Origin of the sequence: Paenibacillus sp. FSL P4-0113, from assembly GCF_038009305.1 — a bacterium.
Lineage (GTDB): Bacteria > Bacillota > Bacilli > Paenibacillales > Paenibacillaceae > Paenibacillus > Paenibacillus polymyxa_D.
The window spans coordinates 478627-504125 of sequence record NZ_JBBPAZ010000001.1; the positions used below are offsets into that span (position 1 = coordinate 478627).

The 25499-nt window shown below is 43.1% G+C and carries 22 protein-coding genes; 18 read left to right on the forward strand and 4 right to left on the reverse strand.

Going from position 1 to position 25499, the window contains the following annotated elements:
* The first annotated feature begins 217 nt into the window (after positions 1-217).
* The 11 genes from MKX46_RS01925 (at position 218) to MKX46_RS01975 (ending at position 12796) form a co-directional block, all read left to right on the forward strand.
* Complete coding sequence (locus MKX46_RS01925) at positions 218-919, forward strand: response regulator transcription factor (protein WP_029518493.1); 702 nt, start codon at positions 218-220, stop codon at positions 917-919.
* Positions 916-1902, forward strand: a complete 987-nt coding sequence (locus MKX46_RS01930; RefSeq protein ID WP_029518492.1) for a sensor histidine kinase — start codon at positions 916-918, stop codon at positions 1900-1902. Before MKX46_RS01925 ends, MKX46_RS01930 begins: the two co-directional genes overlap by 4 nt.
* 100 nt (positions 1903-2002) lie before the next feature.
* Complete coding sequence (locus MKX46_RS01935; protein ID WP_029518491.1) at positions 2003-2782, forward strand: ABC transporter ATP-binding protein; 780 nt, start codon at positions 2003-2005, stop codon at positions 2780-2782.
* Positions 2748-4760, forward strand: a complete 2013-nt coding sequence (locus MKX46_RS01940; RefSeq protein ID WP_029518490.1) for an ABC transporter permease — start codon at positions 2748-2750, stop codon at positions 4758-4760. Before MKX46_RS01935 ends, MKX46_RS01940 begins: the two co-directional genes overlap by 35 nt.
* A 181-nt stretch (positions 4761-4941) precedes the next feature.
* Positions 4942-6051 (forward strand): TolC family protein, encoded by a 1110-nt coding sequence (locus tag MKX46_RS01945; RefSeq protein WP_029518489.1) that lies wholly within the window; start codon positions 4942-4944, stop codon positions 6049-6051.
* 35 nt (positions 6052-6086) lie between these two features.
* Positions 6087-7547, forward strand: a complete 1461-nt coding sequence (locus MKX46_RS01950) for an efflux RND transporter periplasmic adaptor subunit (protein WP_165150588.1) — start codon at positions 6087-6089, stop codon at positions 7545-7547.
* Positions 7544-8281 carry an ABC transporter ATP-binding protein gene (locus MKX46_RS01955; RefSeq protein WP_029518487.1) on the forward strand — a complete coding sequence of 246 codons (738 nt, stop codon included), beginning with the start codon at positions 7544-7546 and terminating at the stop codon, positions 8279-8281. The genes MKX46_RS01950 and MKX46_RS01955 overlap by 4 nt, the downstream gene beginning before the upstream one ends.
* Complete coding sequence (locus MKX46_RS01960) at positions 8278-9492, forward strand: ABC transporter permease (protein WP_029518486.1); 1215 nt, start codon at positions 8278-8280, stop codon at positions 9490-9492. The genes MKX46_RS01955 and MKX46_RS01960 overlap by 4 nt, the downstream gene beginning before the upstream one ends.
* 66 nt (positions 9493-9558) lie before the next feature.
* Positions 9559-10500: a polysaccharide deacetylase family protein gene (locus MKX46_RS01965; RefSeq protein WP_341070820.1), complete on the forward strand. Its 942-nt coding sequence runs from the start codon at positions 9559-9561 to the stop codon at positions 10498-10500.
* A gap of 40 nt (positions 10501-10540) precedes the next feature.
* Positions 10541-11017, forward strand: coding sequence for an RNA polymerase sigma factor (locus MKX46_RS01970; protein WP_029518484.1), 477 nt, complete (start codon positions 10541-10543; stop codon positions 11015-11017).
* Positions 11018-11194: 177 nt separating this feature from the next.
* On the forward strand, positions 11195-12796 hold the full coding sequence (locus MKX46_RS01975) for an alpha-amylase family glycosyl hydrolase (RefSeq protein WP_341070821.1): 1602 nt from the start codon (positions 11195-11197) through the stop codon (positions 12794-12796).
* A 243-nt stretch (positions 12797-13039) separates the two neighbouring features.
* Here MKX46_RS01975 and MKX46_RS01980 read toward each other — a convergent pair whose 3' ends face one another.
* From MKX46_RS01980 to MKX46_RS01995, 4 genes are all read right to left on the reverse strand, one after another.
* Entirely contained in the window at positions 13040-13822 is a 783-nt protein-coding gene (locus MKX46_RS01980) for an HAD family hydrolase (protein WP_029518482.1), read from the reverse strand.
* A 30-nt stretch (positions 13823-13852) separates the two neighbouring features.
* Positions 13853-14902 carry a 2-amino-2-deoxy-D-mannitol dehydrogenase GutB1 gene (gene gutB1, locus MKX46_RS01985; RefSeq protein WP_029518481.1) on the reverse strand — a complete coding sequence of 350 codons (1050 nt, stop codon included), beginning with the start codon at positions 14900-14902 and terminating at the stop codon, positions 13853-13855.
* Between the two features lie 34 nt (positions 14903-14936).
* Complete coding sequence (locus tag MKX46_RS01990) at positions 14937-16205, reverse strand: aspartate aminotransferase family protein (protein ID WP_412178886.1); 1269 nt, start codon at positions 16203-16205, stop codon at positions 14937-14939.
* 164 nt (positions 16206-16369) lie between these two features.
* Positions 16370-17578, reverse strand: a complete 1209-nt coding sequence (locus MKX46_RS01995) for an MFS transporter (protein WP_029518479.1) — start codon at positions 17576-17578, stop codon at positions 16370-16372.
* Positions 17579-18088: 510 nt separating this feature from the next.
* On the opposite strand from MKX46_RS01995, the gene MKX46_RS02000 reads away from it, so the two are divergent.
* From MKX46_RS02000 to MKX46_RS02030, 7 genes are all read left to right on the forward strand, one after another.
* Positions 18089-18997: an AraC family transcriptional regulator gene (locus MKX46_RS02000; protein ID WP_029518478.1), complete on the forward strand. Its 909-nt coding sequence runs from the start codon at positions 18089-18091 to the stop codon at positions 18995-18997.
* Positions 18998-19112: 115 nt separating this feature from the next.
* The gene (locus tag MKX46_RS02005; RefSeq protein ID WP_039275006.1) at positions 19113-20177 is read left to right on the forward strand and encodes a Gfo/Idh/MocA family protein; all 1065 of its coding nucleotides are present in this window, start codon (positions 19113-19115) and stop codon (positions 20175-20177) included.
* 677 nt (positions 20178-20854) lie between these two features.
* Positions 20855-21883: a helix-turn-helix transcriptional regulator gene (locus MKX46_RS02010; RefSeq protein ID WP_069011330.1), complete on the forward strand. Its 1029-nt coding sequence runs from the start codon at positions 20855-20857 to the stop codon at positions 21881-21883.
* A 135-nt stretch (positions 21884-22018) separates the two neighbouring features.
* Positions 22019-22813, forward strand: a complete 795-nt coding sequence (locus MKX46_RS02015) for an SDR family NAD(P)-dependent oxidoreductase (protein WP_069011331.1) — start codon at positions 22019-22021, stop codon at positions 22811-22813.
* Between the two features lie 92 nt (positions 22814-22905).
* Positions 22906-23208, forward strand: a complete 303-nt coding sequence (locus MKX46_RS02020) for a putative quinol monooxygenase (protein WP_029518474.1) — start codon at positions 22906-22908, stop codon at positions 23206-23208.
* A gap of 638 nt (positions 23209-23846) precedes the next feature.
* The gene (locus MKX46_RS02025; protein ID WP_318628396.1) at positions 23847-24329 is read left to right on the forward strand and encodes a GNAT family N-acetyltransferase; all 483 of its coding nucleotides are present in this window, start codon (positions 23847-23849) and stop codon (positions 24327-24329) included.
* Between the two features lie 168 nt (positions 24330-24497).
* Positions 24498-25265 carry an S-layer homology domain-containing protein gene (locus tag MKX46_RS02030; protein ID WP_318628382.1) on the forward strand — a complete coding sequence of 256 codons (768 nt, stop codon included), beginning with the start codon at positions 24498-24500 and terminating at the stop codon, positions 25263-25265.
* Positions 25266-25499: the final 234 nt, after the last annotated feature.

Here is a 25499-nt window from a genome sequence, read left to right on the forward strand (position 1 = left end):
AGTCACAGTTATCGTTATTATAATTATATTGTTAATCACTCTGGTGCTCGGCACCATGTATATAATTCGGGATTCAATATACACCACCATGAAAAACTCCTAATCATCTACAACCAAAGGGGGTTAGATTGTTGTTATTGCTTGAACGATCAAATAAAGGCATTATATAGAGAAATCAGTTGTTAAAAATTCAAGCACTAAGAAGGTAGAAAACACGATGCAGAAGATATTAATAGTAGAGGATGACCCTCAAATCAGCTCCTTGCTCCAATCCTATCTTGAGAAATATGGTTATCAAGGAATTATTGTTTCAAATTTTGATCAAGTTCTGGCTATCTTTCAAGAGGTAAAGCCTGATTTGGTACTACTTGATGTGAATCTACCTCGTTTTGATGGATTTTATTGGTGCAGGCAAATACGGACTCAGTCTACATGCCCCATCCTTTTTGTGTCTGCACGTGATGATAAAATGGATCAGGTCATTGCTTTGCAAAACGGAGCAGATGATTACATTACGAAACCATTTTATCCCGAAGTACTACTGGCCAAAGTAGAAAGTAATTTACGGCGTGCCTATGGTTCCTATGCCGTTGCTCCACCATCACGATCCTTAACGGTGTCAGGCTTGACTTTGTATCCCGAAATTATGGAACTTGTATACCATGACAAGCAGGTAGAGATGAGCCATAAAGAAGCGGCCCTACTGGAGCTATTGATGACATATCCTAAGCAGGTTGTAGGGAGAGTTCATATCTTAGAGGCTTTATGGGATGATGACCAATATGTAGGGGAGAACACACTGAATGTTTATGTCACTCGTGTCCGCAAAAAACTGAGCGAGCTGGGACTAGGGGATATCATAGAGACGGTTCGAGGGGCTGGCTATCGGCTTCACTTGACTGAGGAGGAAGAACGGTGAAGCTTTTTTGGCGCGACCATTTTTCGCTGGTCATTTTTAATATCATCCAACTTTTTCTTGTGTTAAGTATCTATTGGATGGATGGTTACCGTAACTGGTCGACGGCCCTATATTCCGTCTTTTTTGGGTCCATCCTATTGGGGGTCTATTTGCTGTTCCGGTTCGTTATGTATTCTGGTTTATATCGCATATTATCCACTACAAACATTAAAGATTTAGATGAGCTTATTCAGATGAAGGTACTTAATCCGTTAGCCGCTTCTTTACAACATTTGCTTTTGCAATATTATCGATTGTATCAGTCCCGAATTCATCAGTTAGAGCACCAGCAGCGCGATCATATTACGTTTATCAATCAGTGGGTTCATCAGATGAAAACTCCTCTTTCTGTTATTCATTTAATCCTCAAAGGTAGAATAGACCCCGAATCGGATCAGATTCACGATGAGATTGATCGAATGGGCAAAGGACTGGACATGATTTTGTATATGTCACGATTGGAATCCTTTGAACCTGACTTTCATGTGGAGCCTGTTGTATTACGTAAACTGGTTAGTGATGTGATTTATGATAACAAAAGATTATTGATCCGCAACGAAATTTATCCTTCCAATGAAGTGGACGAGCAGTTGAGTGTGATTACTGATGCCAAATGGCTAAGATTTATCATTAATCAATTGGTGACTAATGCGATAAAGTACTCTTCAGGTCATGCTCACAGTCTGAAATTAATATCTGACGTGAGGGATCATGTGATTGTGTTGAAAGTACAGGATGAGGGGATTGGTATCCCAAAAAAAGATATAGAGCGGGTATTTGAGGCTTATTACACAGGTGAAAACGGACGGAAGTATAGTGAATCTACCGGGATGGGGCTCTATTTAGTGGCAGAAGTCTGCAAAAGGCTGAATCACGACATTCAATTGAAATCGACGGTTGGTAAAGGGACGACGGTTCAAATCCTGTTTTCCATTGGCAAATGAGAAACCTTACAACACATTTAAGGTTTTTGTAATGTTAATCGGTCGCTTCACTTATCTGGATGGATTATGATCATAGCATAGGAAAAGAAAGGAATGAACGATGGAGATTGTACGAATGGATCAAGTTACCAAAATATACTATGGCAAGGTTCCCTACCGAGCTCTTAACAATATCCATTTAACGATCAAACAAGGCGAGTTTGTTGGTATTATGGGGCCGTCTGGTAGTGGGAAGACTACATTATTAAATATGATTTCGACCATTGATATGCCGACTTCTGGCGAGGTTAGCATTAAAGGAGAAAATCCACATCTGCTCAAGAAGGATAAGCTGGCTTTATTTCGCCGCAAAGAACTGGGCCTTGTATTTCAAGATTATAATTTGCTGGAAACCCTCACTTTGGGAGAAAACATACTGTTTCCTCTGATGCTCAATAAAAAAGGGTTAAAGGAAATGGAGCACAAACTGGAAGAGGTAGCGAAAAAACTGGATATTACAGATGTTTTGGACAAACGGCCTTATGAGGTATCGGGGGGACAAAAACAACGTGCAGCCATAGGCAGGGCTATGATTCATTCTCCTTCGCTCCTGCTTGCAGATGAACCAACCGGAAATCTCGATTCCAAGTCTTCGCGTGTTGTAATGGAAATGCTGAGCCTTGTCCACCGTGTAGACTATTCTACAATTGTGCTGGTAACACACGGCGCCTTGGAAGCCAGCTATTGCGACCGGGTAATTTTTATTAAAGATGGTGAGTTATATAATGAAATCCGTCGTAGTCATAGTCAGCAAATATTTTTTCAGGAAATCATAGATATGCTCTCCTTTTTGGGGGGAAGTAGACATGCACATGAGCTTTCGTCTGTTAGCATGGAATAATCTCAAACGCAATGCGCGTGCTTACGTTCCTTATTATTTAAGCAGCTCCTTGATGATTACGATTTTTTTCGTATATGCGGTATTTATTTTTCACCCGGATGTCTCGAATGTAATCACAGCAGCTAATGTAAAAAAGGGATTACAGGTTGCGGATCTATTGATTTTTGTATTTTCCTTTTTTTTCGTATTATACACAAATAATATCTTTGTTGCTGCACGTAAGAAAGAATTTGGTATACTCACCATTTTAGGAGCAAGTCATAGGCAAATTTATTTTTTGGTAGCTTTTGAAAATCTAATTATAGGCTTTTTATCATTGGTGACCGGGATGATCGGAGGATTTGTTTCAGCGAAGTTTTTCCTGCTTATGGGTTCCAATGTCATAGGAATGTATTTAAGATTTTATTTTCCCTGGAAAGCACTTGCCTTTACAGGAATTGGATTTATGTTTTTGTTTATATTGATCTCACTTGTGTCTGTTTTCTTTATCCGACGTTTTAAACTACAGCAGCTTTTTAGCAAGGCTCCTCAGCTCAACAAAGAGCCTAAAGCTTCATGGAGTCTGTCCATTCTTGCCGTAGTATTAATCGGAGCGGCTGTATATTTAATGAAGCTTGATTTTTCACCCTACATTTATCTGGCACCTTATCGTTTAGGGACCCTTTCCTTTTATATATTGCACTATTCGGTTGGAGACACCTTTAAATATACAATTATAATGGGATCTCTGGGTATTTACTTATTTTATACTCAATCATGTGTACTATTCATTCAATTGCTTAGAGCTAACAGGAAATGGTCTTGGAGCGGATCGCGTTTGTTATGGTTATCTGAGATCACATATAAAATGAGGAATAATGCCGGGCTTTTTTCATTGATTACCCTCATTTCTATCATTTCCTGTGTAGGAGCCGCATCAACTTTTGACTCCATGCAACAGCAAAAAAGATTTCTTAGGGAGCAATCTTATTCATTTGCATTTACTTCTGATGTTGTAAGTTCTAACGAGCTTGAAAAAGAGATTGACCAAAATCTGTATACGGCTGGGGTGGATTATGGAAAAGGTGAAGTATTAGTCTTCCCTTTTCGGGAACAGATTGCGCCAGTGATGAAACAATCCAACTATGAAGCACTTGCTTCCAAGTTTAAGAAGCTAAAACAGGTACCTACGCTTCGGGAGAATCAAGGTTTTTTCATTATCGATCCAAACGAGATGCCTCTCGAAGAAAAGAAAACCCTTTTTGAAAAAAAGCTAACTTACAAGCAAGGGAAATCTCATATGATGAATCTTGAGATTATGGATACTAAGACGATAGATCATAACCTGAAGTTTGATGGAAATATCGTCTCTGAACTAGGAAGGCTACTTGTTGTTACTGATCGAACTTACGACTATTTAATTGAACATCGGTATTTCAATGATCCGTTGGCATTTAAATCTACTTATTATTTTGTGCCAAAATGGAAGAATGGCCAGCTTTCCTTAGAAACTTCTGAAACTCAACAAGAGGTATGGTTGTATTCTGTGTTGGCCAATAGGGTGAATAAAGGGGTGCTTAACTCTAGGGCCGTAGACTATTTGACATCGGAGATGGATCTGGTTATTAGTGAATTTATTGGCGGATTTATCGCCATTATTATGTTGGCAAGTACAGTAAGCCTGCTGTATTTCAGACTATATGTAGATCTTCAGCGAGATGAAGAAATATACCGAGCTTTATCGAAAATTGGACTAAACTCAAGGGAAATGAGACAATCGGCTTCCAGACAAATTGCATTCCTGTTTCTTCTGCCATTAGTCGTATCGTCTATGGGAATGGTGCTTTGTTTAGTGATGTCAGAACCATCTGTAATATATGGAGTACCCGTTCATCTTACGCTGATTCAGATTATGCTGTGCTTCTGGGCCATCCAATTTCTTTCCTTTCTTATTGTACGTTCTCTGTATCTTCGTCAATTAGATTTAAAGATACTATAAGGAACGGTACGTTGTGTGTAAAAAGTTGCAGAAGGGCAGGACGGTGTTCCTCCTTTCTGGAATGTGCACCGAATAGAAGGTAAGGTCTCAAGTGGGATACAGAAGAAAACACATAATTCATATAACAACTTATTTAAGAACCGACCTTAGTCGTTACCATATTTTTAAAGTGGGGATATCTATGAAAAAACGTATGTTCATTTTATTGCTGCTCGCCTTGTCGGCCAGTTCTTTATCAGAGTCCTTTGTTCAAGCAGAGGAGGCGCAGCAGCAGGTTACCAAAGCAAGTGTGAAATTAACACTGAGTCAAGCCCAGCAGTGGGCACAATCCAATAGTTTTAGCTTGAAGGAAGCCCAGCAGACGATAGATCGCAACCGGATTATGCTAAAAAATGCAGGCAAGAATCTGGACTTCATTCCGGCAGGTCAAGGCAACGGTGAAGAAGATGCGGCTAGTAGTTCAGCATGGAAGGGGTATGCTTCATCGACAGTTTCTTATTTGGAATCCAAAAAGCAAATCGAACTTGCCCAAGATCAGACAGATTACACTGCAATGAAGAATTATTATGACGTACTTCTGGCTGATAACAAAGTAAAGAGTAGTGAGGATGCACTTTCGCTTGCGCTATTGGAGGAAAAAGCTGCTGAAGCGAAGGCCAACCGTGGAAAAATTTCTCCAGGTGATCGAAGTACGATTATTCAGACTCGTATAGAGGCTCAAAAGAATGTAGACATTGCTAAAGCTGCACTGCAAAAAGCGCAGGATTCGCTTAATACACAAATGGGACAGTCACAAGGAAATTTATATGAACTGGTGGACAGACCCGTTTACCGGAAAATGGATAACACGAATCTGGATACGCTAGTGTCGCGTGCCATCTCAGCGAGTCCTTCGGTATGGAGACAGGAGGAGGCAGTCAAGCTAGCAAAAATGGAAATTAAATATTACACGTGGAACTCGGGAACGGATGACTATGAAATTAAACAGATAGATGTAGATTCAGCACAAGGTGGACTGGAAAATACCAAGGATCAACTGGCAGAAACACTGAAAAGTATGTACTTTAATTTACAGCAAAATGAAGAACAATACGAACAAATGCGAAGTAATCTACAGAACCTTAGTAAAGTGTTGGACATTTCTCGCAAAAGAAAGGCACGTGGATTTGCAACAGGTACGGAGGTCGCCACGAATCAGTTGAAAGTAAAGCAAATCGAACGGAATATGGATGAACTCATTGTTCAAATGACGCTGCTGCAACATGCTTTAAACAAGCCGTGGAGTGTATAGGATTTAGCAAAAATACAATTTAAGGGGATATAACATTGTCGGAAACAGAAAAGAAAGATAAAAATTCATTACAAGTATTAAGAAAGAAAAGAAGAGTGAAAAGGAGCATAGGTATTCTGATCTTGCTCATTATAGCGGGAATTGGCGGTACGCTCTACATGAAAAGGGGCCAGGAAAAACCTGTGGAGGCTCCGGCGAATCAGGTCGTACAGGTACAGAAAGCTAACATAACCGAGTCGCTTAGCGTGACTGGAACCGTTCAGGCTTCCAAGGAAGTAAATATTAATTTTACAAATATCGAGGGTGCCAAGCTCGTCGCTGTCAATGTCAAAGCAGGAGATAGCGTCAAGGCAGGTCAGGTGCTAGCACGACTAGATGATTCAGATGCCAGGCTGCAAATTAAGGATGCCGAATCTAATGTCGCAATTGCAAGGGCCAAACTGGACGAAGCCAAGCGCGGACCCAAAACAAATGATATCGAGCTACAGAAAGCAAATGTCTTAAAGGCACAGATGGCGATTAAAACAGCCAAGAACGCGATGGAATTAGAGGAAGCTGCTGCGCAAAAGGAGGCAGCCAAGGTGACTTTGGATAAAGCCCAGAAGGATTATGATGACCAGGCTTATCTGGTTCAGAATGATGCGGCAGCAGAAAGTGACCTGGCGACAGCCAAGCAAAATCTGGATAAGGCAAAACTGGATATGAGCAATGCAGAGCTGCAGTACAAGAAGGCACAGACCAAGCAAACTGAGGCGATCGAAGAGGCGGAAATGGGCTATAAAACAGCATTAATACAATTAAAGGCTGCACAGTCCCCACCTGAAGCTTCCAACATCCAATCTGCACAAGCTTCTTTATTGCAGGCTGAAACGGCATTAGAGCAGAAGAAAAGTGTTCTAAGTAAATTACAGGTTACGGCGCCGTGGGACGGGATTATTTTGAAGGTCAACGGCGATGTGGGCACTAGTCCTACTGCACCTTTTATTGTCATGAATAACTCCAACACAGGGGTTATGAAGGTTCTTGCCAAGGTGAACGAAAGTGATATTGCTAAATTAAAGACCGGACTTCAGGCGACAATGCACTCGAATTCATTCCCGGACAAACAATTTAAAGGCGAAGTACGCTTTGTTTCTCCAGAGCCGGTGACGGAAGCCAATGTGACTACATACAAAATTGAATTGTCTTTAGATAGCCAAAACATAAGGCTGCAACCGGGGATGAATATGGATGTATCTCTACTGTTAGCTGAACACAAAAATGCGCTGTCTGTGCCATTGTTTGCCTTGAGGTCTGAAGGCGGTGTGGATGGAGTATATGTGGCGAAGAACACAGCGAATCCGGCCGATTATGAGTTTAGACCCGTGAAACTGGGTGTCTATACAGCGGATCAGGCCGAAATCAAGTCCGGTGTCAAGGAAGGTGAAACCATTGTTATTCCTCCTCAGAACAGCAGTGCTGACCCGAATGGCAGTGGAGGGGGGCAGACACAATGAGTGAAACTCAATCCAATAACACCGTTATTGAAATTAAAGAGCTGAAAAAAAGGTATGAAGTAGGCGGTCAGGAGATTCAGGCTCTACGCAGTGTGAACTTATCTATTAGCGAAGGGGAGTTTGTTGCTATCATGGGGCCCTCTGGTTCAGGCAAGTCCACCATGATGAATGTTATTGGTTGCCTGGATCATCCGGATACCGGTAAATACTATCTGGATGGTTACTCCATATTGGATGCTCGTGAGAACGAACTTTCAGAGATTAGAAATCAGAAGCTAGGATTTGTGTTTCAGAAATTCTATCTCCTGCCTCGTACTACAGCTTTAGCAAATGTGGAGCTGCCTATGATGTATGCAGGTGTTCCTGCCAAGGAGCGTCGGGAAAGAGCTATAGAGGCGCTTCGGATGGTGGGTCTTGCAGAACGGATGTATAACAAGCCTAACGAGCTTTCTGGCGGTCAGCAGCAGCGGGTTTCCATCGCCCGAGCTTTGGTGAATCATCCGGTCATTCTGCTGGCAGATGAGCCTACGGGTGCACTGGACACGAAGACGAGCATCGAGATTATGGAGCTGTTCCAAGGCTTGAATGAGCAAGGAAAAACCATTGTCCTGGTTACTCATGAACTGGAAGTAGCGGAATATGCCAAACGATTGATCAGCTTTCGGGATGGTAACATTGAGCGAGATGAGCCTATTGCAAATAGACGAATTTCATCAAGGGTGGTAAGTCTATGAATCTGATGGAAACGATCCGTGTATCGATGAACAGCTTAACTACCAACAAGATGCGCTCATTTTTAACGATACTCGGTATTATTATCGGGGTGGCAGCGGTGATTGCCATTATGGCCATCGGGAATGGCTCAAAGGCCAGTATTAAGGAGGAAATCAATAAGTTAGGAAATAACGTACTTTTGGTTGCTCCCGTCATGCCAATGACTGAGGAAGAAATAAATCAGGATACCTTGCCCTCATTTACGTGGACAGATGTCGAGGCATTGGAACAAAAGAGTTCGATTGCAGCAATGATGCCCCGTATTTCAAGCAGTTCAAAAGCTGCATGGGGGCGATATAACTATAATGCAACCATTGTAGGGACATCTGCTTCATTTTACAAGGCCAAAAAGTTTTCCTTTGCCGAGGGCAGAACATTTACCAACGATGAGATGGATAAACGTAGGAATGTTGCCATTCTGGAAAGCCAAGCGGTTGTGCGTCTTTTTGGTGGAGATACCAAAGGCGTATTGGGACGAACGTTTCAAATCAAACAGATCCCTTTCAAAGTAATCGGAGTATTGAATTCTCAGCCTGTTACGAATTTAAGCTACAGTACAAATGATCAAATCTACATCCCGGCTACAACCATGATGAACCGTCTGGGTGAGAAAAACATTACTGGTCTGGAGGTATCCGCCAAGTCACCAGGCTTGATGGGTCAGGCTCAATCAGACATATTGGAAAGCTTGCGTGTGACGCATCAGCTAAAACCTTCGGAACCGGATCAATTTCAAGTAATGAGTCTGTCCGAAGCAGCAGGTGCAGCATCCGGTGTAGATAATATCATGACCAGCTTGCTGGGAGGTGTAGCTGCGATCTCACTTGTGGTAGGGGGAATCGGAATTATGAATATTATGATGGTGTCGGTTATAGAGCGCACGAAAGAAATTGGTATTCGAAAAGCTATTGGTGCCAAGCCAAGAGATATTATGATTCAATTCCTGTCCGAAGCGGTCATTTTTGGTCTGCTAGGGGGGATGCTCGGGGTTGTTACAGGCGTAGGCGCCTCCAAAATAATCGAAGCAACAGCACGCATGACCATTGAATTTACAATCTCGCCGATCCTATATTCGTTTCTTAGCTCTGCAGGTACAGGCATTCTATTTGGGGTATATCCGGCTTATAAAGCAGCAAGATTAAAACCAATAGATGCATTGAGATACGAATAATTGAATGGGCACATGGTCGCAACATAAAACGTGAACTGCTTCTAGATTTTTGGAGGAATATATACTATGGAAAAAAGCTATGTGCAAAATAGAACCAGAGCTCATCGAATGAAGAGGAAGAGAAGAAGACTACTGTTTATTATTCTCATTTGTATGGTTCTAATGATTATAAAACTCTTTGACATCTTCAGTAGTAAACCACAGCCAGTAAAAACGATTGAATATGCAGAAAAAATAGAATCAGTATCAACCGACAAACTAAATAACAAATCCAAAGGGAGCGAATCTTCTCTACAAAATGTTTCGGATGTTGAAGATGCAGCATTTGTTGAAAAGTACTTAAATCAGCAAATGCAAGGGCAGCGACCTGAGGGGATCGACGGTAAAAAAGTAGTCTATTTATCTTTTGATGATGGTCCATCGGTTACCGTAACGCCTAAAATATTAGATATTCTTAAAAAAGAAAGTGTGAAAGCAACGTTTTTTGTGGTAGGAAAAGCAGTAGAGGAAAATGAAGTGACTAAAAAAATAACAAAAAGATTGGTTAAGGAAGGACATGCGATCGGAAATCATACCTACTCACATGACTACAGTTATTTGTATCCGAATCAGACTGTGAATTCGAGCAGTTTTATGAATGATATTGAAAAAACAAATCAAGTTTTAAAGCAAATATTGGGGCAGAATTTTTCCACAAGAGCGATTCGATTTCCAGACGGCCACATGACATGGCAGAGAAATGATCCCGATGGTATGGAAGTACTGGACAAAGCACTACAGGATAAGGATTACCATCAGATTGACTGGAATGTGTTACCTAAAGATGCAGAGGGTGCACGTAAGAATGCTGAGCAATTAATTAGTGAATTCATGAGAAATATTGGGACTAGAGAAAAAGCAGTGGTACTCATGCATGACACTTATGGGAAGGAAGAAACAGCCAAAGCCTTGCCTGAAATCATAAGATATTTAAAAAAGCAGGGATATGAATTTAAGACTATCAAGTAACGTACCGATTTCAATCAAAGCAGAAAGGATACGCAATAATATGGATGTTAAAGATCTGGAGGATCTATATTTATCTTGCAAATCAGACCTCTTTGGCTATCTATTGAGGATATTGCATAACAAACAGGATGCTGAAGATTTGTTGCATGAGTGTTTTATTCGGTTTATAAGAGCTTCGCCTGACTTGCCCCAAGATCGTATTCGGTTTTACCTTTTGAGAATTGCCAAAAATTTAGCTATAGATTTAATCAGAAAACGAAAAAAGATGGAGGAATACATTTTACGTAAGGGGCTGCTCCACTATCACTGGGATATCCTTGATTTTGAAATTCAGGAGGAGGTCAATCAAATTCTCTTGATGGCAAGTAATACCGAGCAAAGAACGGTACTTGAATTGCGATTAGTCCAAGGATACTCCATAAAGGAAACGGCTAGAATTTTAAACAAGAGTGAGAATGCAGTGAAGTCTTCGCTTCACAGAGCTTCCCAACGTATTAAATTGAGATATATTTCTTGAACTGATTGGATGAAAAGAGGAGTAGACATAGAGTCTGCTCCTCTTTTCGCTCAATACAGAGATAAAACAATAAGATCGATATTTTCCACCATAATAGATAATAAATATCCCCTTTTTTTGGATTGTTTCTATTTATAATGAAAGCGCACCCATAACAATCAAAGGAGCTGATTTGTTTTGACACGTAACAAACGCTTAAGAAGATTGTCCACCGCCATGTTAACGGTGCCTATGCTCACGATGTTCGCTTCAAGCGCAATGGCAGAGCAGGAATCGAACGGACATAAGCCTCCGGTTTCTACTGGAAGCGGCGTATTTTATGAAATTTATATCAATTCTTTTTATGATTCGAATGGAGACGGACATGGTGATTTGAAAGGAATCACACAAAAGCTTGATTACTTAAACGATGGAAAACCCCATTCGGGTAGGGATTTGCAGGTCAGCGGCCTCTGGCTTATGCCCCTAAATCCATCTCCAAGCTACCATAAATATGATTCAACTGATTACTATCAGGTGGACCCACAGTATGGGAGTCTAAATGATTTCCGCACCTTGATGAAAGCAGCGGACCGAAAGGGCGTTAAGGTGATCATGGACCTTGTTATCAATCATTCAAGCAGCGAGCATCCATGGTTCAAGGAGGCCAGTGCCAACCCGCAAAGCAAATTCCACGACTATTACGTATGGGCGGATGAGAACACAGATTTGGAAGAAAAGGGCTCGTGGGGTCAGCAGGTATGGCATAAGAATCCGAATGGCGAAGGGTATTTCTACAGTACGTTCTGGTCGGGCATGCCGGATCTGAACTTTGACAATCCCGAAGTCCGCAAAGAAATGATCAAAGTCGGCAAGTATTGGCTGCAGCAAGGTGCAGACGGGTTCCGACTTGACGCGGCGATGCATATTTTTAGAGGACAGACGAAAGATGGTGCGGATAAGAACATTGCCTGGTGGAGTGAATTTCGTTCCGAGATGGAGAAGGTAAATCCAAATGTATATCTGGCAGGAGAGGTATGGGACAAACCGGAGACCATAGCTCCTTATTACGGACAGCTCCACTCCTTGTTTAATTTTGACCTGGGCGGAACGATTTTGAAGTCCGTGAAAAACGGCCGAGATCAGGGTATCGCGGCATTCGCCGAGAAAACGCTGCAACTGTACAAATCATATAATAAGGCGGCACTCGATGCTCCGTTCCTGAGCAACCATGACCAGACTCGTGTCATGAGCGAGCTAGGCGGGGATGTGCGAAAAGCCAAGCTGGCCGCTTCCATTCTTTTAACGCTTCCGGGTCAGCCGTTCCTCTATTATGGCGAAGAAATTGGTATGAAGGGAGAGAAGCCTGATGAGTTTCTTCGTGAGCCTATGCGCTGGTACAAGGGAGAGGGCCCTGGTCAAACGACATGGGAGAAACCCAAATACAACAAAGGCGAGGTATCAGTGGAAGCGCAGCTGAGAGACGATGATTCCCTGCTGGAAAGCTATCGCACACTCATCCGTCTGAGGGAAAAACATGAAGCTTTACGCAGCGACAGTCTGCAACCTATACAAGCAGGCTCTGCCAGCGTGACCGCATTTAAACGTACTTCAGGCAAAGAAGCACTGTATGTATATCATAACCTGTCTGGAGAGCCGGTTACCTTGCAGATGAAAGATCCCGATAAGGGTAAATGGAAAGTGGTCTTCTCCACCTCAAAGGATGTGAAGGTGAAGAAAGGAACAGTTAAAATTCCGGCTTACAGTTCTCTGATTACCGAAGAAGACAGAAAGAGCTGAATATACGCAAAATTACCGTTCAGATGAAGCAGGACATATATCGTTGAATCCAGTTTGGGGTGTTAACAGCACCCCTTTTTTCTATTGAACCGGAAACGTACGTGTTCTAACTATACCGATTTGACGTAAAGCACGCCCCTTAGAGTACACACAGGGAAGGAAAAATGACATTCTCCAGTGTATATTCCAAGGGGCATTATTTAATACCCTCAATCATAGTAAAGATCGGACGATTCCATATGATTATAAAGGGGGTATGCCTTCCGGTATGTTTCGACTCTTGCTCTTGGCAAGCAACTGCTCATCAAACGGCAAATTCTCTTTGATCGCCCACAGATCGTCATAGCTGAGAATACAGCGATCAGCTCTGGACAGATCCTGCCGGCCGGAGCCGGGGTTATGGAAGCCGATACAGTACATTCCTGCACTTTTGGCTGCCTGGACCCCGTTATGTGAATCCTCAATAACGATGCAATGGGCTGGTGCAATGCCTAGCTGCTCGGCGGCGTATAAGAAGATGTCCGGTGCCGGCTTACCCTGCAGTACCTCTTCACCGGTGATTCGAATGTCAAAGTAACGGCCAAGTCCTGTCTTTTCCATAATGAGATCAATCAGCGCCCGCGGAGAGGAAGAGGCCACCGCGACCGGAATCCCTTTCTCTTGCAGCCAGTCCAACCACCGCTCCAGTCCATCGATCGCCGCAAGGCCCTCGTGTGCAATCATTGTCTGCATCACATTTTTTCGGTGATAGGACAAGGCCTCTTCCACCGTATTGGTGAGCTGATGCCTGTCCAGCACTTGACGCCACATGGATTCGAGTGTCACTCCGACATAGGTGTGATGCTCTTCTTCCGTCATGGGCGCACCGAAATGGGCAAAGGAGCTGCGTTCGACCTCAAAGTAGATCGGTTCGCTGTCTACTAACACCCCGTCCATGTCGAAAATGACCGCTTTGACTGGAACGGACGCGGATAGGTCTCCTGTGCATTCATTATTCGTCGGTGTAACATGATGGATGCTCGTCATGTCCATTCTCCCCCTTGTTAGTAGCTAAATTTAGTTGTCGGAGCCACTAGATTGCAGCACAATCTTGATCGCCTGAGACGAGGGCTGAAGTGTCCGCTCGCTGATATTGCATCCAAGCGTCTTAAAGGCTTCATGGTAGTCATCCAGCGGATACGAGTGGGTAATGATTTTTTTGGCGGGAATGATTTGCTGCTCAATCAGGTAATGCGCCGTGGAGAACGTGCCCAGAGAATCAATCGAACCGATGATTTTAAGGCTACGGTCAACTACCTCTTTCGGATTAAACGAGCTTATCCCATCTCTCAGCCCCACCAGCATCAAATACCCGCCGCTCGCAAGCTGGCTTAGTACCTCAGTGCCGACCACTCCTGTGGTGTCCACAATCATGTCCACCTGATTTTTTAACGGAGCCAGCTTATGAATGGCCGATTCCAGTGTGGCGTGCGCGGACCACCGTTCGGGAGCAATAGAATCTGCTATGGCGAGCCGTTCCTCCGAGATGTCAACAAGGCAACCAGTTACGCCTTTCGAAGCAAGAGCATAGCTGTACAGAATCCCGATCGGACCTGCGCCTATAATAACGGTTGTGAAGTTCGGCAGCAGGTTAATCTGGTTGATTCCGGTCAGCATACAGCTCAGCGGCTCGGTCAGCGTCGCTTCTTCGTAGCTGATATGGTCCTTCAACTTGTACAAAAAACGGTCCTCAGTCACATAATAATCGGTGAACGTACCGTCTGCGCTGACTCCGGTCTCGGTTACGGATTTGTGTGTGCAATGATTTTGTCTTCCTGTCCGGCACATTTCGCATTGGCCGCAGTAGTAAGTTGGATCAATCACCACTCGGTCTCCAGGCTGCAGTGAACTGACGGCTGGTCCTACAGCGATCACATCCCCCGCTGATTCGTGCCCCAAAATCGTAGAAGGCACGGCATGATATTTGCCACTGATGATACCTAGATCCGTACCGCATACGCCAGTTGCCCGAATCCGGACGAGTACATCGTTATCTTTTTTTATCTCCGGGATAGGTCTTTCCTCAAGTGCGACATCCCAAGCTGATTTATATACAAGTGCGAGCATGTATAATTCCTCCTTTTGCTTATTGGGTAGATCGTTAGTGAAGGGTAGCAAGAACGGCGTCAAGCCGTTTAACAATTTCGACAATCTCATCTTCGGTAGCCGTGAGGGAAGGTCTGACTTTGACCACATTCCCATAACCGTAACGGGAACCTCTCAGAATTAATTGTTGTTCCTCAAATGCGCGATCGATAATCCCATTGCTTTTCACTGCATCCGGGGCATCGTCCTCGTCTACAATTTCCAGTCCCCACATCAGTCCGACGCCACGAGCCTCACCAATGCAATCATACTTGTCGGCCATCTCCGTCAGCAGGGATCCGAGCAGGCTTCCTTTAGACCGGACGGCTTCCAGAAAACCAGGCTCGGTTACAACCTCCAATGTGGATTTGGCTGCCGTGACCGAGATCAGATTGCTGCCCGAAGTAAAGGAATGTTCGTGCTTCTCCAGGACATCGAGACGAGACTGCATCAATACCGCCGCAACCGGGACTCCAATACCGCCCAGACCCTTAGCGAGAGTAATAATATCCGGTTGGATGTCAAACAGTTCACTTGCGAACATGTAACCTGTCCGCCCAATTCCGGTCTGCACTTCGTCTGCAATCAGAATCATCCCATGCTCGTCGCATAGCTGACGGAGGCGCTTGAAATATCCTGCAGGCGGGATGATATTACCTCCGTTGCCCAGAATGGGTTCAATAATCATGCAGGCCACAGACCCTGAGCTTCCATACTCAATGGCATCCGATATAGCGTCAATACAATGATGACCACACTTGTCTGGTGAAGAATTAAAGGGACAGCGATAACAGTAGGGGGCAGGCACATGCAGAGAATTTGCTGCAACTGAGTTAGGAAAATTCTTGCGACGAAAGGCATTACCGGAAATGCCTGTTGCAAACTGGGTTTGTCCATGATGTGACAGATGCAGACTGATGATATCGGTTGCTCCGGTGTATTTTTGGGCCAGCTTCACAGCACATTCGTTCGCTGTGGAGCCGGTAATATCTCTCATCCATCCGGCGTCTATGCCGTTCGGGGCATACTGGATTAGATGATCTAGGACTTCTTCGACATAAGGCTCTGTAAAAGTAGAAGACATGTGTGCAAGATTGCCGACTTGCTCCTGTACTTTGCTTACGACATGAGGGTGGTTATAACCGAGCGACAAGTTGAAGGTGCCGGATACGCCATCCAAATACTCCTTACCCGAATCGTCAATTAGAGTAATGCCTTTACCATATCTGAAACGTTCTTTGGTCAACGTATGCACGATATTTCCCCTCCATATCAGAATATACATTCTTATTAAGTCATCTTTATAAAGTCTACCACCCTATCAGAGCATAACGAGGCTGAACTCACCTCCCCAAAATAAGAAATCCACCTTCCTTGCCCTCATGGACAAGGGAGCATAATCCGGTGCTTCTGCGATAGGCCTCACCTCCCCTAAGAACTAAAACAATATCATCCTTCCTTGCCCTGATGGGCAAGAGAGTCAACGACTCGGCTGCCCCGATCATTCCACAGATGCGTGAGAATAAGTGCCAGCAGCAAAATCAGAGTAAACCCTCCTAAAATCCAGAGGCTAGCCGCCACTGGCCATTCGCTCATGCTCCAGCCAATTACATATTGAAGCACCGAGCCGCCAATTCCGCCCGACGCAATCAGAATGCTGGTCGTCCGCTCGGTCATTCCTGGAATCAGCACGTTGGCATAGACAAGCGCGATACAGAAGAGTCCAGACATGAATAGACCTGCACCGAAAATTATAAGGTATGTAGCCCATTGGCTGGATATAAACACCATGGCAACTAGGAAACAGAAAGTACCGATTGCACTCCATAGCAGGTAAGGAATATATCCTGCTGACTCTGCAATCCTTCCTGAGAACATACGACCAATGATCATTGCAATCCAAAGCACGCTGACACCCAGCGAGGCTACGGATCCTTGAAGATGTAGCGTCTCTGTCAGAATAGAAGGTAGGAAGTTCATGAGCCCCAGTTCAAGACCCATATAAACAAAGAAGAATATAATGAAGATTCCTAGCAATACACGATGCTGTCCAGAGTAACGGGCTTGTTCAACTGAACGTTCAGTAGTTCGGATGTCTGCTTGGGTAAGGTGAGAGGAGGCGGATGTAGGCATGGTAAGCCACAACAGCGCTAAGACAAAAGTGAGAAGGGAGATGGTGTAAAAGGTTAGATTCCACATTCCAAGCCAGATATACAGGCTAACGATCGCCGGAATAAGCAGTGCACCAAGTGCAAAATAGACATCCAGCTTAGACATGGCCACGGCTTTTTGCTCCTCCGTGAACTCAATGGTAAACGCTCCGATGGACGATTCAATGATGCCTGAGCCGAAACCAACCCAGATGGCCATTGCGATGACCCAATTCCATGAGGGTAGTACACCCAAGATAATGCACGCTGCCACGATACTACCCAGGGCTATGGATAACATGGACTTGCGACCCAGATGCAGAGCCATGAAGGGGGTGAGCAGAACACCGACAAGAAATCCGAAAAACTGCAGGAACAGCAGTAATCCACCATCGCTGTACCCCCGTCCATAGTGAGATAGTAAAGTCGGCAGTAATGCCCCAAGCACCACACTGGTGACGCCGATTAACAGATAGAAAGCACAACTTAAAGCGAATAGTCTCTTCAAGGCCTGTCCCTCCAGTAGGTCATATTTTTTATATGAGTATTTTTTTTACTAGAATATACCATCACATTGGAAATGTATATATATTTTTATATAGAAAATGTAAAAAAATAATTTGACAATTTTACACGTATTTAACTTCAATTATGTTTAATCCAGTTAAGGTGAAACCTTTATCTAAAGAAACTGCAAGCGGCAGGAGGGAATAAGATCAGTCCAAATTGTTCTCGAACGCCAAACGGCTCATAATTAAGTCATAACTTTGAGTTTGCAATAATGTTAGTAAGGATACCTAGTAAAGATGCCTAACAGTTGCTTTACTTCATAGCAACTATGATTGATAGGGTAGAAAAACGAATGTTAAACGCTTACAATTCAAAAGGGAGAGGGAATTTTATTCGCTAGTTGAGAAGGAGAAGCATGAAGAAGGGAAGAAAGGAATGCAGTGCAGCATAATTATCATTAGTCATGTGCACGGCTTTTTGAACTTTACTGCAAAAGGAGTCTACCAAAATGAATTTTTATTTAGAAATCCCGGAGCTTGACCGACATTTTCCTTTCCGGAGTTTTATTAATAAAGGCGACGTGCTTTGCTATCCTCATTGGCATAAAGAAATTGAAATTATTTATGTGACCCAGGGAACCTTGGATCTGGGAATTAACGATATTTCGATACGCATGAAACAAGGTGAAGTTCAGTTTATAAATGGGGGTGATGTTCATTATTTCCTTGCCTCTCCCGACAGCGAACGGGTGGTTATTCAATTTGATCTGAGCTTTTTTCAAGAGGTTTCCACATTAAGTGATCAGAAACGCCCTCTAAGATATATATTTACGGAGATGGAGCAATCAAGCTGGAACTGGCCAGAAGAAACAGCAGCTAAAATGCTTCCTCTGATTCAAAGCATTTATGATGAGAACGTCAACCGACACGAAGGCCATGCTTATATGATCAAAGCCAAGGTGTTTGAGATGTTGACTCTTATTATGCGTGAAGTGCCGAGAAGCATAACCCCAAGGCTTCCTGAACTCTCAGAAAGAACCTTAACACAATCCAAGGACACTCTTTATAAACTGGAACGTATTTTTGAGTATGTGGAATGTCATTATCATGAAACCATCTCGCTGAAGAATGTCGCTGATTATATGGGGTTCAGTCCTTATTATTTCGCCAGGCTGTTTAAGAAGAATACGGGGATGACCTTTGTAGCATTTTTGAATGATTACAGACTAAATAAGGCAAAATGGATCTTGTTGAATGAAAACAATCCGATTACTGAGGTCGCAGAGGCGGCAGGGTTCAGTAGTGTAAAGACGTTTCATCATCTCTTTAAGGAAGCGACAGGAACATCACCATTGAAATACCGCAGGACAATATTCGGGAATAAAACAGCAAGAAATGAGGAGGAAAGCTTTTCATGAGATTTGTATGATAGAGCTATCCGACGAAGTTAAGGGTGAGTTACGAGGACATTGAAATTTATTGACATGAGCACCCACTTGATAGGCGGTGGGCTTAAATCAGGAGTGGAGGAAGATGAAAATGGACAATCGTATATACAATGTAGTCATCATCGGTTATGGAGGCATGGGAAGCTACCATGTTCAATTGATCGAATCTAATCAGCAACTTGCCGTTGGCGGTGTATATGATATTGTCGATTACCGGATGGAACTGGCTGCGGCTGCCGGCTATAAAACCTACGCGAGCCTGGACGCCGTTCTGGCCGATGAGGCCGTCGATATTGTTTTGATAGCAACACCTAATGATGTTCATAAGGAAATCGCGATCCAGGCGCTACAAGCCGGAAAGCATGTCATTTGCGAAAAACCGGTTACGATAACGAGCGCGGATTTCTTGGATATTGTTGAGGTGGCAAAGAAAGAAAATCGTGTGTTTACGGTACATCAGAACCGTCGATGGGATGAAGACTTCCGAATTATCAAAGATATAATTGGCAATAAGACCGTGGGCGAGCTCTTCCAGCTGGAATCGCGAGTTCAGGGAGCTAATGGCATTCCAGGTGACTGGCGGCAACTAAAGGCGTATGGAGGAGGAATGCTACTGGATTGGGGAGTACATCTGTTGGACCAGCTGCTTCAGATTACGGACAGCAAAATAGAAAGCGTAGCTGCTACCCTAAGCTATATTTTGGGGACTGAAGTGGATGACGGCTTCGCCAGCTTTATTGAGTTCAAGGACGGCCTGACAGCAGTCATTGAAGTGGGTACAACCAATTACGTAAAGCTGCCACGCTGGTATATTAAAGGAACCGAAGGAACCGCAGTGATTCGAGATTGGGATTTGAGCGGAGAGATCGTCACCCGAAATCCAGATGTTGCTCACGTGGAACCCAAGCCGATTCAAGCAGGTCAAGGATTGACGAAAACGATGGCGCCGCCGTCTGAGGAATCCACCCTTAAGTTCCCGATTGAGAAAATACCTGCTGCTGCAGAAAGCTTTTATGAGAACTTTGTCTCCACCATCGAAGGAAAAGCGGAGATTGCGATCAAAAATGAAGAAGTACACCGTGTATTGGTGCTAATTGAAACGATTTTTGAGGCGGCAGCAACCAAAAGCGTGATTCGAAGAACTATTTAGATTTGCTCTATTTTTCGATCCATCATAAGAGAGATATATAGGAACCTGGAGAGAACCAAACAGATTTATTCAATGAAATTTTGGGATGCATTTAAGTAATCAGTAAACCTTTGAAATGGTGAGCAAAATAGTTTTGCCCACCATAAAACTCAAGCGGGTATCGCTCCACAACCGAATTCTATGGCTTGATCATTTTTAAGTTGCTGAGATTTCGAATAGGTTTAATTTACACGTAAAGAGAAGAAGATGTTTTTACATAAAAATTAAATCCGCTATTTCCTCCTTAAATCAACACATTTCACTCTAAATCTTCCATGAAAACATAAAATAATCCATGAAAGAGCTAGAATAATCAGTATTAAGGGAATGACATTCCTAGGAGTGTCGGTGATTTGGGGTTTTAAAAACACACTCATAAACATATGGGTGTGTTTTTTGGTGTTGAGAATGAGTCGTTCATGCATTAACAGAATTTTATCATGATTAAGTAATTCGCCAAATCACTCATCATTGATTGAAAGTAGCCCAGATAACAATATGATGTAACATTTTCCACAGCTTATTACATTAATGTAGACACCTTAACGTACTTAAGAGTATTCTTATGTGTACTTAAGAGGGACCTCATCGCAACCAAAACCAATGAATATGTAAGTATATAAAGGAGGCCCATATATATGAAGTCTCATACCTCTGAGCGTATTAAATTCCCGCCAGGATTGTGGGCAGGATTATGTCAGTTAGGGTTTGGCGCCCACGACGTAGCACGCAAAGCACGACTGCCGATCACCATTATTACTGAACCAGTAGTCACCACCGCCCAATATTTCGCGATCTGGCAGGCATATTCTGATCTCATTGGTGACACAGCCCAAGGAATCATCAGGCTTGTGACCGTCTTTGATACAGCAAAGTACCCACCGACTGTCTTAGCGACTTACCACGCTCGGGACTATCGCGACGCTCTAAACCGAATGGCTCGGTACAAACAACTGTGTCCCCCGGAAAACCTACATATCACGGAGGAGGGCGAGCACTGTACAATTGATCTGGAGTGGCTATCTCCCGAGCAGTCTGGTCCGCCGATGCTGGTTGGTAGCACGCTGGCTTGTCTTCTGGAGATTGGGCGCCGGGGCACAGGTCAACCTTTGAAAGCGCAGCTTGTTGAATTTTCGCACTACATGGGCGATATACAAGCCCTTGAAGCTTATTTCGGCTGTCGTATCCGGATTGGTGCAAAATGTAACCGATTGACGCTACATCGAAGAGACCTGGACCGCCCCTTTGTCTCGTACAACGAAGAGTTGCTGGAAATCTTGACTCCTGTTCTGGACCGATCGTTGGATGAACAGCAGCGCAGCCGTTCAATTACCGAGATGGTCAAATGGATCATGAAACGCAGCCTTACAAGAGGGCGCCCCGACATTCAGGCTGTGGCGAAGGAGCTCAGTATGAGCGATCGTACCTTGCAGCGCCGTCTTACTGACGAAAATACGAGCTTCAAGATTCTATTGACAAAAGCTAGACATGAGCAGGCACGAGAGTACTTGGCAGACCCCTCGCTCGATATTAAAGAGGTAGCATTCCTGATTGGGTACGAAGATCAAAACTCGTTTTACCGCGCCTTCCGCCAATGGGAGGGGGATACGCCTTCAAATTGGCGGACTGAACATTTAGGTACAAACTCGATATCAGGAGCACGCTAGGACTGCCTAATGAGTTTTGTCATTTGGCGTGTTAAACAAGAACTTTGGCGCAATATGCTAGTTACTGGACATTCCAGACAAGATAATATAATCACTATCCGGAGCACAATTGTTTTAAAAAAGGAGAAGTGTATTATGGATATGGGATTAAAATATAAAACAGCTTTAGTTACAGGATCAACGAAAGGCATAGGTAAAGCAATTGCCATTGAACTAGCCAAAGAAGGTGTTAATGTACTAATTAATGGACGAAATTATGAAGAGGTAGAACGAACTGTAAATGAAATTAAGTCAGATTTCCCAGCTACCTCCCCTCAAAATGCTACAGCCGATATTGTGGATATTGGACAAAGAGAAGCCTTATTTGAAAAATGCCCCGAAATTGATATTTTAGTTAACAATATGGGTATTTATGAAATTATGCAATATGTGGACGTAGACGATGAAGTATGGGAAAAATACTTCCGCACTAACGTTCTTGCTGCAAATGGATTATCAAAATTTTATTTACCTAAAATGTTGAAAAATGATTATGGTCGCCTTATTTTTATTGCGAGTGAAGAAGCAATTATGCCTTCAGGACAAATGCCTCAGTATGGTATGACAAAATCTATGTTGTTGTCATTGTCAAAAAGCTTATCTAAATTAACAATAGGAACAGAAGTTACAGTCAATACGATCATGCCGGGACCAACGCTCTCTGAGAATGTGCACCAAATAATTGAGAGTATGTATCCTCATGAAGATATGACTTTTTCAGAAAAAGAGAAAGATTTTATGGTTACAAACCTGCCTCAATCTGAAATACAGCGATTTATCAAGCCTATTGAAATAGGAAGACTAGCTACATTTGTATGTAGCCCTTATGCATCTGCATTTAAAGGTTCTCCAATCCGTATGGATGGAGGAATGGTACCGACTATTTTTTAGCGTTTGTGGAGAAACTTGCTGAAATTACGCTGACATTGCGGAACATTATGATAAGATGAAGTCAAATTTCACTCGAGGGTAGGATGAGGATCATGAACCATTTTGCTATGTATGGAAAGTTGATGGCACTTCCAGGGCAAAGGGATGCTCTTGCAGGCATCTTGCTAGAAGCGGCCGATCTGTTGAAGTCGAATACTGACTGCTATTTGTATATAGTCAATGTGTCAGACGACGACCCGAATGCGGTGTATGTGACCGAAGTGTGGAAAGATGCAGATGCTCATGCAGCCAGTCTTAAGAACGAAGAGGTACTGGCGTCGATACAACGCGGCCGACCGTTGATTGTCGGAGCGGAGCCTATTAAACTGCGTGCCCTAGGCGGAAAAGGCCTGTAGGGTTATCACTCAATAACGAGTATTCTAATCACATTAATGAAAATTATTGTTGCATATTACGCTGAAGGAGTTCAAGCAGCTAAGTTATGTTTTTAGATATTTAAAGGTCGGAGGCTACATTCGATGTGCAATCCCAGATGGTTACTTTCCGGATGAATGGTATCAAAATATAGTCAAAATCGGAGGACCTGGGAAAACGCTTTTGTAACAAGTGAAAGGTCAGCAGATAAAATTGGCCTTGGTATAATAAGGGTAATTCACTAAGGAGAGATTTTATTGTCTAGAGCTGTTCTTTACTAATCCAATTCCATAAAAAGGGGTTTTCATGTACTTACTATTTCTCTGCCCAATTTTTGTATTACGGGTGGGATTTGAAAGCTTCGGAATTAGTTAAGAACAACGGATATTACCAGATCCTTAGGGATACCTGTTATAATGAGTCCAATCCGTGTTGTTTCAGCGCGGATTTTTTTGTGGCCCAAATAGCAGTTGATATGAGGGTAGGAATAACGTATGTTCATTCCTGCCCTTTTCCAATTTTTAGCAAAGTGGGATAGAAGGGAATTACTCCAATTGGATCAAATACAACCAGATTTCTTGAATGAAAGATTCAATCTAAGTAAATAGAAAGGTGGACAATATATGAACTTCAAACGAATCGGCTCTTATTAAAAACACTTGATCTTAATTTAATCGAAGCAGCAGCCCGACGTGATATAGGTGCTATTGAAGCTTTGGGTTATAAAACCAGTGATGAATGGCCGGGGCCTGATAAAAATAATGGCACTAGAGGTTTTGATTCTTGGATCATTGTAGATAAGGATAACCAAGAAATTGTTGGAGGGATTGGTTTTTTAGGAGATCCTGACCAGAACGGTATGATTGAGATCGGTTTTGCAACGAATGAAAGCCATCGCCGCAAAGGCTATTGCTATGAAGTCGCTCAAAAAATAATAGAGTGGTCATTAAATCATGAAGAAGTCCAAATCATAACGGCAAGATGCGTACCTGACAATATCAGCTCTAAGAATTTGTTATTGAAGTTAGGATTTCAAATTTGTCACAAGGATGAAGAATTGCTTTATTGGAAATATCAAATGAAGAAAGTAGGAGGGGTTTAGCAGAAAAGAATGCGAATACTGGAGGGTGAAGTTCGCTAAAGTAACTGAGAACGATAGTTCAACGCTATTTTCTCATTAATATCATCATTTTCTTTTGAAATGCCGATATAAAATTGAGTCTAGAGAACTATTTTATACATAAATTTTACCTAAAGGAAGTGGAAAGAGATGTTGAAAAAGAAATGGCTTATCGCCCCGTTGGTTGCGACGACACTGTTTTTCGGTCAATCTGCCTTCGCGGCAAACACGTTTTCTGATGTGGAAGGAACAAAATATGAATGGGCTGCCGAATCAATTCGTTCCATGGTCGATAAGGGCATTGTCAAGGGCTATGAAGATGGGACCTTCAAGCCAAGCAAAACCATAACGAAAGCGGAATTTGTACATATGTTTCACAAGCTTTTTCTAGAAATTGATCGTTCTTCCGGCGAATCTTCCGATTTTGTGGATGCGCGTAAACACTGGGCGAATAAAGATTTTGCAGCAATATTCAACGGGGACTATGTTTGGCCGTATGCTGAAAGTGTTGGGGGGAAATATCCAAACTATCAATTCTATGTCAAGCCTGACAAACCACTGACCCGCTGGGATGTGATGATGATTGCCTCTCTTCGGATGAATTATACCAATCAGACGCTTCATCCTGAGATTGAGGAAGTGATCTCCGCAGCTGCGCAGTACAAGGATATGAAAGTTCGTCAAGCCAATTACAATGATAATTTCTCGGCCTACTATCCGGTGCTGTACATCGACAAGACTGGAGAAGAGTACTCCTATGATGGAGATTCCCAGGATCAAAAGGCAGAAGCATTCTACACCCTAACCAAGATGGGGGTCCTTACCGCTAATGAAGGATACCTTCACCCAAAAGCGCTAGTCACACGGGCTGAAGCTGTTACCATTTTACAGCGTTTGTACGAGGCCACAACGAAGTGATTTTTAGATCAATGATGATCAGATAAAAGCAAAAAAAGATTCAACAAATGGCTTAATTTACACCTCAAAGGGTAGTGCTGTTAGGTTTTGATAAGCCGAATTCAGAAAATAAACAAATCTAAAAGTATGTTGATGAATATGTGGGAAAATTGAGATTTCAAACCGCTGATCTGAACAAATCAGCGGTTTTTTAGTACGAAATGGGAGGGCGAATCACGTTACATCTGCTGATAA